General features: G+C 66.0%; 8 protein-coding genes and 2 pseudogenes. 5 read left to right on the top strand and 5 right to left on the bottom strand.

Annotation, left to right across the window (positions count from 1 at the left end; genetic code table 11):
• The 5 genes and pseudogenes from AC1D2K_RS22285 to AC1D2K_RS22265 all read right to left on the bottom strand — a co-directional run.
• The coding region (locus tag AC1D2K_RS22285) for an ArdC-like ssDNA-binding domain-containing protein (protein ID WP_478091052.1) at nt 1–229 on the bottom strand (229 nt) is incomplete at its 3' end.
• A gap of 539 nt (nt 230–768) precedes the next feature.
• Nucleotides 769–1,071: pseudogene (locus AC1D2K_RS22280) on the bottom strand (DUF2958 domain-containing protein); the annotation flags it as partial.
• A gap of 89 nt (nt 1,072–1,160) precedes the next feature.
• Entirely contained in the window at nt 1,161–1,481 is a 321-nt protein-coding gene (locus AC1D2K_RS22275; protein WP_478091050.1) for a hypothetical protein, read from the bottom strand.
• Between the two features lie 54 nt (nt 1,482–1,535).
• Nucleotides 1,536–2,246, bottom strand: coding sequence for a phosphoserine phosphatase SerB (gene serB / locus AC1D2K_RS22270; RefSeq protein ID WP_478091048.1), 711 nt, complete (start codon nt 2,244–2,246; stop codon nt 1,536–1,538).
• Nucleotides 2,243–3,142 carry a LysR substrate-binding domain-containing protein gene (locus AC1D2K_RS22265; protein ID WP_478091046.1) on the bottom strand — a complete coding sequence of 300 codons (900 nt, stop codon included), beginning with the start codon at nt 3,140–3,142 and terminating at the stop codon, nt 2,243–2,245. The genes serB and AC1D2K_RS22265 overlap by 4 nt, the downstream gene beginning before the upstream one ends.
• Before the next feature lie 204 nt (nt 3,143–3,346).
• Here AC1D2K_RS22265 and AC1D2K_RS22260 point away from each other — a divergent pair, with 204 nt between their 5' ends.
• The 5 genes and pseudogenes from AC1D2K_RS22260 to AC1D2K_RS22240 form a co-directional block, all read left to right on the top strand.
• Nucleotides 3,347–4,441: an ABC transporter ATP-binding protein gene (locus tag AC1D2K_RS22260; protein ID WP_478091044.1), complete on the top strand. Its 1,095-nt coding sequence runs from the start codon at nt 3,347–3,349 to the stop codon at nt 4,439–4,441.
• A gap of 14 nt (nt 4,442–4,455) precedes the next feature.
• A complete protein-coding gene (locus AC1D2K_RS22255; RefSeq protein WP_478091042.1) occupies nt 4,456–6,102 on the top strand; it encodes an ABC transporter permease in 1,647 nt (548 codons plus the stop codon).
• A gap of 24 nt (nt 6,103–6,126) precedes the next feature.
• Entirely contained in the window at nt 6,127–7,107 is a 981-nt protein-coding gene (locus tag AC1D2K_RS22250; RefSeq protein WP_478091040.1) for an ABC transporter substrate-binding protein, read from the top strand.
• On the top strand, nt 7,104–8,519 hold the full coding sequence (locus AC1D2K_RS22245) for an L-serine ammonia-lyase (RefSeq protein WP_478091038.1): 1,416 nt from the start codon (nt 7,104–7,106) through the stop codon (nt 8,517–8,519). The genes AC1D2K_RS22250 and AC1D2K_RS22245 overlap by 4 nt, the downstream gene beginning before the upstream one ends.
• Before the next feature lie 49 nt (nt 8,520–8,568).
• Nucleotides 8,569–9,419 (top strand): annotated as a pseudogene (locus AC1D2K_RS22240) (phosphonopyruvate hydrolase); the annotation flags it as partial.

Below are 9,419 nucleotides of genomic sequence, written 5' to 3'. Positions count from 1 at the left end.
CGTTGGAGGCGTAGCCCTGCTCGATCGCGGCATCCCACAGCAGCAGCACATTGGCGCCGTGGTACGGCGCACCGGTCTTGCCATTGCGCGGGATGCCGCGCGAAGCCGCCCGCGTCCAGCGCTCGCGGAACGCGTTGCCACCCTTCTCGAGCATCGCGATGATCCGATCGGTGACGGCCTGCCGGACGTCGATCCGGCCGCTGCGCGGCGCGCCCTCACTTGCCTTCAAGACATCTGCTTTGGGTGAGTCCTCGGGGGGTACGGGGGGAACGCCCGTGGCTGACGGGTTGTCCGTGTTGCGCTGACGAGGGGTTTGATGTGCACGCATGACCGGTCCTTTCTACGGCATGTGCCGCGGGGTTGAACATCTGCTTTCGGAGCCGCCTCGACGCATGAACTGCGAGCAGCAAGGGCCGATGTCCGGGGACCGCCCGCAAGCCGCAGCCGAGCGAAGTGAGGACCGGGTGAGGACGGTGGCGCAGCCCGAAGCCCTGGACAGTGGCCCGTGCGAGCTATGCGTCGATMAAGAGGGGGCTCCGACAGCAGATGCCCCGCGGCATGCCGTGGACCCGTGCGGGCACACCCCCTGGCAGCGCTGCGGCCGCAGGCGGCTCAATGCCCTCCTCTGCTACGCAGAGGCATGACTTGCAAGATCAACCCAGAGTCTGCCGCGCCCGCGTCTTGCGGAGCGGCCCGGTCGATGGCTGCGCGCACCGCGCGCCACGCAAGGGCAAGCCCGCAGAAATGCCGAAGCCGGCGGCGGCCCACTCAGGCCTGGATACGCCCGGCCATGCGTGCCTCCGTGGCGTAGGCGCTGAGCCGCTGCGTAGCCCGGAAGTGCAGGTCCTGCTCGATGGGCAGGTTCAACATCCCCCGCACGGCGCAAAGTTCCAGGAGGTCCACCAGGCCGACTTCAGGGAACCCAACGCCCAGGTCGCAAAGCCCCATCGCGATATCGGGCGCTTCGGGATCGATCTCCGTCAGCAGCCAGGTCGCACCTGCGTCGGGCGTGAAGAGCTTGACCACGGGCAGCGGATCGAAGGCCTGGCCCTTCTCMTGGCAGGCCCGTCCGACGCGGCCGTTGGTAACCTAACTTGTTGCTGCTAAAAGAGATTCGTCTCTCGGAATTTCTACCTTTCCCGAGTCGATCGTTTCCCTCGTCAAGGCGATTTTCGCGTGACCTTCTTGCGTGGTGTCTTGGCCTCGAGGCGCTTGTCCAGTTGGGCGCGAAGCATCTCGCCCGCGCTGCGGGCATCTTCCGGCGCCCCTTCGGTCGCCCCGAGCTTCTGACGCAATTGCCTCAACTCCTGTTGCAGCTCTCCCGTTCGAACACGATGCTGCTCGACATGGGTATCGAACGTCTTGCGCGCTTGTTCAAGGTCCTTGATCGACCTGGCTGCCGCCGATCGCTCGCGGTCGACATCCAGCAGGGCGCGCCGCAGATTGCTGCACGCACCGGCTTCATGGAATCCTTCGTACATGTCATCGACCGCTGGCTCGGTACCAAGGCCGAATACCTAAAGGCCTGAGCAGGCTCAGGCGCTGGCGCGCGTGTCAGCGGGCAAACAGTCGAGCAGCCGGTCGAGCCCGCCTTCGTCGATGGCCACCATGGCTTCCTCGCGCACCCTGGGCTTGGCACGGTAGGCCACCGACAGCCCGGCCACCCGCATCATCGGCAGATCATTGGCACCGTCGCCCACGGCAATCGCCTGGGCCGGTGAAATGCCCATCGCGCGGCAGCATTCGAGCAACTTGTCTTTCTTGGCCTGGCCGTCGCAGATGTCGCCCCATGGCTGGGCCAGCATGCGCCCGGTCAGGCGGTCGCTTTCGATCTCGAGCACATTGGAGCGTGTGTCGTCCAGCTTCAACCGGTCCCGCAGGCGATCGGTGAAAAACGTGAAGCCGCCGCTCAGCAGCACGATCCGCAAGCCGGCGCGCTTGCAGGCGTCGATCAGGGTTTCGGCGCCGGGGTTCAGGTGCAGCCGCTGGTCGTACACGGCCTGCAGCGCCGACAGCGGCACGCCGCGCAGCAGGGCCACGCGGCGGCGCAGGCTTTCCTTGTAGTCGGTGATCTCGCCGCGCATCGTGGCGTCGGTGATGGCCGCGACCTCGGGCCCGCAGCCCGCGATGTCGGCGATTTCGTCGACCGTCTCGATGTCGATCAGCGTCGAGTCCATGTCGAAGGCGATCAGCCGGAAATCCGAAAGCCGCAGGGTGGGCGGGCGATGCCCGGGTGTGTGGTTCACGGCGTGCTTCCCGCGGTCCAGTGCTGCGTGCCCAGCCAGTCGACGAACTGCCGCGCCAGCGTGGCCACCGGTCCCTCGGTGCGGTACAGCGCGTACACGCCCGAGGCCGGCAGGCGGGGCTCGGGGAACACCAGCCGCAGCCGGTCGGTCCGGATGTCTTCTTCGAGCAGGCACCAGGGCGCCAGGGCCAGGCCCTGGTCGTTCATGGCCGCCTGCATGCAAAGAAACTGGTGGTCGAACACGGGGCCCGGCAACCGAGGCGGCACGCGCACGCCGGCCAGCTCGAACCAGCGTGGCCAGTTGTCCAGCCCGCCGGTGGCCTGCAACAGCGGGTGGCCCAGGCAGTCGGCAATGCTGGCAATGCGGTGGCGCTCGATGAAGCGCGGCGACGCCACGGCCACCAGATGGTCGTCCAGGCAGCGCACGCAGGTGTGGTCGGGGCGCTGCATGGGCATGCGGCGCACCAGCACGTCGTTGCCGGCCTCGGCATGGTCGAAGAACTGCCGGCCCAGCGTCGACAGCTGCACGTCGGCCAGGGGCGCGAAGGCCTGGAACCCGGCCAGCCGCGGAATCAGCCACTTCATGGCCAGCGAAGGCGTGGTGCACACCCGCAGGCTGGTGCGCTGGTTGGGCGACTTCAGCGCCGCCGTGGCGCTGGCGATGCGGTCCAGGCTGGCCTGCACCTCGGCGAAGTAGTCGCGCGCATGCGGCAGCAGCGTCGCGCCGCGCGCCTCGCGCGCGAACAGAGGCTGCTCCAGGTAGTCCTCCAACAGGCGGATCTGCTGGCTGACGGCACTGTGGGTGATGCTGAGTTCGTCGGCGGCCGCGGTGAAGTTGGCATGGCGCGCCGCCGCTTCGAAGGCGCGCAGCGCTTTCAAAGGGGGGAGGCGTCGCATCACCACATGCGTACCTTGGCGAACGGGCTCGTCTTTCTCATCTGTTTTTCGTGGTCGGTTGCTTGCCGCATTGGTTCGAAGGCCGGCGGGCATCTTAGAACGGGAAGCCTGCAGAAAAACTAACCGGCAGTCTTAGAAAATACGGCTGGTGACACGCAAGGGCCCCGCCTAGCATCGCGCTTCTTTCCACCCTGAACAAGAGACATGGCTTCCATCACCATCGACAACGTCGTCAAGCAGTTCGCCAATCAGACGGTGCTGCAGAACCTGTCGCTGCATGTGCCGGATGGCGCCTTCTACACCCTGCTGGGCCCCAGCGGCTGCGGCAAGACCACGCTGCTGCGCTGCATCGCCGGCTTCAACGACCCCGACGGCGGCCGCATCCTGTTCGACAAGGACGACGTGACGCGCGTGTCGACCCACCACCGCGACATCGGCATGGTGTTCCAGGMCTAYGCGCTGTTTCCCGACAAGACAGCCTTCGACAACGTGGCCTACGGGCTGCGCGCGCGCAAGGTGCCCAAGGCCGAGATCGCCCGTCGCGCCAACGAGGCGCTGGACAAGGTGAGCCTGCTGGCGCTGGCCGACCGCTACCCGGCGCAGATGAGCGGCGGCCAGCGCCAGCGCGTTGCGCTGGCCCGGGCGCTGGTGATCCGCCCGCGCGTGTTGCTGATGGACGAGCCGCTGTCGAACCTCGACGCCAAGATGCGCCTGCAGATGCGCGACGTGATTCTCGACCTGGTGCGCGAGGCCGGCATCACCACCGTGTTCGTCACGCACGACCAGGAAGAAGCGCTGGCCATGTCGGACCGCATCGCCATCATGGACCGCGGCTGCATCGCGCAGCTGGGCACGCCCGAAGAGCTGTACGGCACGCCGGTCAACGCCTATGTGGCCGACTTCATCGGCTCGGCCAACGTGATTCCGGTGCCGGCCGAACGCGTGGGCACCGCGCCGGCCGAGTCCGCCGGAGGCGCCCCGCCGCATTTGCGCTACCAACTGTGCGGCCAGCAGCTCGACGGCATGCAGGGCAGCGCCACGCTGGGCGCGCAGGGCATCCTCATCGCGCGTCCTGAGGCGCTGTCGCTGATGGCACCCGCGCCCCATGTGCCGAACGCCATCGCGGGCGAAGTGCTGAGGCGCCAGTACCTGGGCTTCAAGACGGCCTACCGCATCCGGCTGCACGACAACTCCGAGATCCGTGTCGAGCTGCATGCCGGCAACATGGTGGCCGACTTCCAGGCTGGTGACGCRGTGCAGGTATTGGTGCCGGCGGACAGCCGCATCGTCGGCGCCTGAGCGGGAAGCAAGCCATGAAAATCAACTGGTGGCCCTGGGGTTTCCTGACCCTGCTCAGTCTGCTGCTGCTCCTGTTCTTCGTGTTCTATCCATTGGGCACGCTGTTCGTGAACAGCGTGCGCGACGAGTCGGGTGCGTTCTCGCTGTCCGGCTTCATCACGCTGCTGCGCGACAGCGAATACCTGCTGGCGTTTCGCAACACGCTGGTGCTTGGCGTGACGGTCACGGCCTGCACGGTGGCGGTGGGCGTGCCCTTCGCCTACATGGTGGCGCGCTACGACTTCCCGCTGAAGAACCTGGTGGCCGTGCTGCCGATCATGACCATCGTGATCCCGGAGATCATCGTCGGCCAGTCGTGGCTGCTGCTGCTGGGCAACAACGGGCTGGTGACCAACATGCTGGCGAGCGTGGGCATCGAGCTGCCGACCTTCTATGGCTGGACCGGCATGGTGTTCTCCATGACCCTGGTCTACTACACCTACATCTACCTGGGTGTGCTGGCCGCGCTGCGCGGCTTCGACGGCCAGCTGGAAGAAGCCGGCCTGAGCCTGGGCACCTCGCCGCTGGTGACCAAGCTGCGCGTGCTGGTGCCGGTGATTTTGCCCGCGGTGCTGGTCAATGCACTGGTGGTGTTCACGCTGGTGGTGGGCAACTTCGCGCTGTCGGTGGTGCTGGGCAGCAGCGTGCCGCTGCTCTCGGTCATGACGTACAACGCCTTCGTTGGCGAGATGGGCGGCAGCCCCACGCTTCAAAGCGCGATGTCGGTGCTGTCCATCGGCATCGTGGCCATCGTGCTGTTTTTCCAGAAGCGTGTGGTCGAACGCAAGATCTACACGATGACGCAGGGCCGTGCGCCGGCGGTGGTGCGCGTGCGCTCGGGCGCGGCGGTGCTCTACACGCTCAGCGTGGGCGTGATTATCGTGCTGTCGATGCTGCCACTGCTCATCGTTTTCGTGGGTGCGTTCACCGAGACCAGCGGGCCGGTGATGCGCTGGGGCCAGTGGTCGCTGTCGAGCCTGGAGCGCGCGCTGCGCGGTGCGCCCGAGCCCATTTTCAATTCGCTGAAGTTCGCCTCGATGGCCACCGTGGTGGGCGTGGCCTTCGCCGTGCTGGTGAGCTACCTGACGATCAAGAAGCGCAACGCGTTCACCCAGCTGCTGGACTACATCGTGGTGCTGCCGCTCACCATCTCGGGCACGGTGCTGGGCATTGCGCTGGTGCAGACCTTCAACACCGGCTGGCTGGTGCTGGCGGGCTCGTCGGGAATCATGGTGCTGTGCTACACGGTGCGGCGCCTGCCCTTTGCGGTGCGCAACGCGTCGTCAACGCTGTTCAACATTTCGGACTCCATCGAAGAGGCGTCGATCAGCCTGGGCGTGTCGCCGCTGAAGACCTTCTTCAAGGTGCTGCTGCCGGCCATGAAGGCCTCGATCATCTCGGCCGCCATCCTGATGTGGGTGACCACCATCTCGGAGCTCTCCGCCTCCATCGTGGTTTACACGGGCGGCCTCGAGACCATGCCCATCGCCATCTTCCGCCAGGTCGACGGCGGCCGCCTGGGGCTGGCTTCGGCCTACGGCGCGGCACTGGTCAGCGTGATCCTGCTGCCGATCATCGTGTCGATCAAGGTGTTCCGCATCAATCTCTTTTCCAGCAAATAGCCAACTTCAACCTGCGAGGTTTTCATGTCCTTCAAGTCTCTGGCGAAATGCGCGGTCACAGCCCTGGCCCTCGTGGCGGGCGTGGCCGGCGCGCAGACGGTGGTACTCTATTCGTCCAACAACACGGAAACCGTCGAGACCGCGCTGGCCGTGGTCAAGAAGAAATCGCCCGCGCTGACGGTGCAGCAGGTCACCGGTGGCACCGGCACGCTGATGAAGCGCATCCAGGCCGAGGCGAAGAGCCCGCGCGGCGACGTGCTCTGGAGCGGCGGCTTCGGCACGCTGGGCGCCTACAAGGACCAGATGGCGCCCTACAAGTCGCCCGAGCTGGCGGCCGTTCCCGCGGCGTTCCGTGGGCCGAACGACCTGTGGGTCGGCACCAACGTGCATGTGATGGTGATGATGGTCAACGAGCGCCAGCTCAAGGGCATGGCCGCGCCCAAGACCTGGTCGGACCTGATGCGCCCCGAATGGAAAGGCAAGTTCGCCATCACCGACCCGAGCAAGAGCGCCACGGCCTACATGCTGGTGTACGGGCTGCTCAAGCAGTTCGGCCGCGACGGGCTGACCAAGCTGGCTGCCAATGCGGTCATCACCGCGTCTTCGGGCAGCACCTACAAGGGCGTGGCGGCCGGCGAATACCCGGTCGGCCTGACCATCGAATACGCGGCGCAGGAGTACGTGGCGGGCGGGCAGAAAGAGATCAAGCTGGTCTACCCCACCGAGGGCAGCTACCTGGCGCCTGAAGGCATGTTCATCGTGAAGGGCGCAAAGAACATGGACGCCGCCATCACCCTCTACAACGATCTGCTGAGCAAGGAGACGCAGCAGGAACTGCTGGTGAAGAACTTCCGCCGCCCGGTGCGCAGCGACATCCCGGTGTCCAAGCTCACCTCGCTGCCTGATCTGGGCGCCGTCAAGATCTTCCCGCTCGACCAGGAAGCTGCTTCGGCGGAGTACGAGCAGCTCGTGGCCTTGTGGAACCTGGCGGTGAAGGCGCGGTGACCGACGCTGTAAAGGCGGGTTCCACGCCCGTCAGCGCCTTCGATCTTTTCAAGATTGGCATCGGACCGTCGAGTTCGCACACGGTCGGGCCGATGATCGCGGCCCAGCAGTTCGCCTGCCTGCTGCAAGCAAGAGGCTTGCTGCCGAAGGTGGCCGCGCTGGTGACGCAGTTGTATGGCTCGCTGAGCGCGACCGGCCGCGGCCACGGCACGGACCGCGCCGTGTTGCTCGGGCTGGAAGGCCATCGGCCGGACCTGATCGACCCCGACACGATCGAGCCCGCCGTCGCGGCCGTCCGGCAAGACCGGCGGCTGTGCCTGCTCGGCGTGCACTCGGTGGCGTTCGACGAAAAGGTGCACCTGCTCTTCATGCGAAAGAGCTTGCCGCATCACCCCAACGGCATGCGGTTCATGGCGCTGGACGCGCAGGGCCTGCCGCTGGCCGAGGCCGACTATTTCTCCGTGGGCGGCGGCTTCGTCGTCGATGCACTCGGCTTCGGCGTGCGCAACGACGAGGGCGCGCAGCGCCCGCCGCCCGCTGCGCTGCCCTTTGCCTTCGAGACTGGCGCGGACCTGCTGGCGCAATGCAAGGCGCACGGCAAGTCGATTGCCGCGCTGATGATGGACAACGAAACGCAATGGCGCCCGCAAGCCGAGGTGCGGGCGCAACTGCTGCGGGTGTGGGAGACCATGGCCGGGGCCGTGCAGCGCGGTTGCGCGAGTACCGGCACCTTGCCCGGGCGCATGCAGGTGCGGCGGCGCGCGGCGGACCTGTTCCGGCAACTGCAAAGCGGCACGCCCGCCACCGCGCCGGACCCGCTTGCGGCGATGGACTGGGTCAACCTGTATGCGATTGCCGTCAACGAGGAAAACGCAGTCGGCGGGCGCGTGGTCACCGCGCCCACCAACGGGGCGGCGGGTGTGATTCCGGCGGTGCTGCACTACCACCAGCGTTTTTTTCCCGGCGCGGGCGAGGATGCAGTGGTCGAGTTCCTGCTCACCGCCGCAGCCATCGGCATCATCTACAAGAAGAACGGCTCGCTCTCGGGCGCGGAGGTCGGGTGTCAGGGCGAAGTGGGCGTGGCCTGTTCGATGGCGGCGGGTGCGTTCGCTGCCGTGATGGGCGGCACGCCCGGGCAGATCGAGAACGCCGCCGAGATCGGCATGGAGCACAACCTGGGCATGACCTGCGACCCGATCAGCGGGCTGGTGCAGATCCCGTGCATCGAGCGCAACGCGATGGGGGCCGTCAAGGCCATCAACGCCGCGCGCATGGCGTTGCGCGGCGATGGCTCTCACTTCGTCTCGCTGGACAAGGTCATCCGCACCATGATGCAGACCGGCGCGGACATGAAGACCAAGTACAAGGAAACCTCGCGCGGCGGCCTGGCCGTGAACATTGTCGAGTGCTAGTGCCGTGAGTTAGAAGTTCGCAGACAAACACAACACCTCGGAGAAGCACATGACGAAGAACGACAAGATCCGGCGGGCCCTGAACGAAGGGACGCTCTTCACGGCGATGGCGGCACACAATCCTTTGGCAGCCAAGTTGGCCGAGGAGGCAGGCTTCGACGGAATCTGGGGAAGAGGCTTTGAACTTTCCGCCAGCTACACCGTGCCCGATGCCAATATCCTGTCGATGGGAACGCACCTGGAGATGATGCGGACGATCGCATCGGTGGTATCGGTGCCTCTCATCGCGGACATCGACACGGGCTTCGGCAGCGCCGTCAACGTCTCCTACATCGTTCCACAGTACGAAGCGGCCGGCGCGTCCGCCATCGTGATGGAGGACAAGACCTTTCCCAAAGACATCAGCCTGCGCGCAGAGGGTCGACAGAAACTCGTTCGAGTCGAGGAGTTCCAGGGCAAGATCGAGGCGGCGGTGAACGCTCGGAGCGACCGCGACTTCCTCGTCATAGCCCGTGTGGAGGCATTGATCGCCGGCCTAGGGCAGGAGGAGGCCATCAGGCGTGCATTGGCGTACGAGGAGGCTGGCGCTGACGCGATCCTGATCCACTCCAAGCAAAAGACGCCCGACGAGATCCTTGCGTTCGTCGATCGCTGAAGCGGCAAACTTCCGCTTGTCCTCGTGCCGACGGCGTATCCCCAGCTCACACAGACTGACATCAAGGCGTCGCAGAAAGTCGGTATCGTGATCTACGGAAACCACGCCATCCGCGCCGCGGTAGGTGCGATGCGTTCAGTCTTCGCGCAGATCCGCAAGGACGGCGGCATGGGGCAGGTGGACGGCCGGATTCCGGCCGTCAAGGAAATCATCGCTCTCCAGGGCGATGAGGTTATGCGCACCAT

This window comes from Variovorax sp. P1_H12_2 (assembly GCF_056405335.1).
Note: the sequence above shows the minus strand (reverse complement) of the source record. Positions and strands in the feature narration are given on the sequence as shown.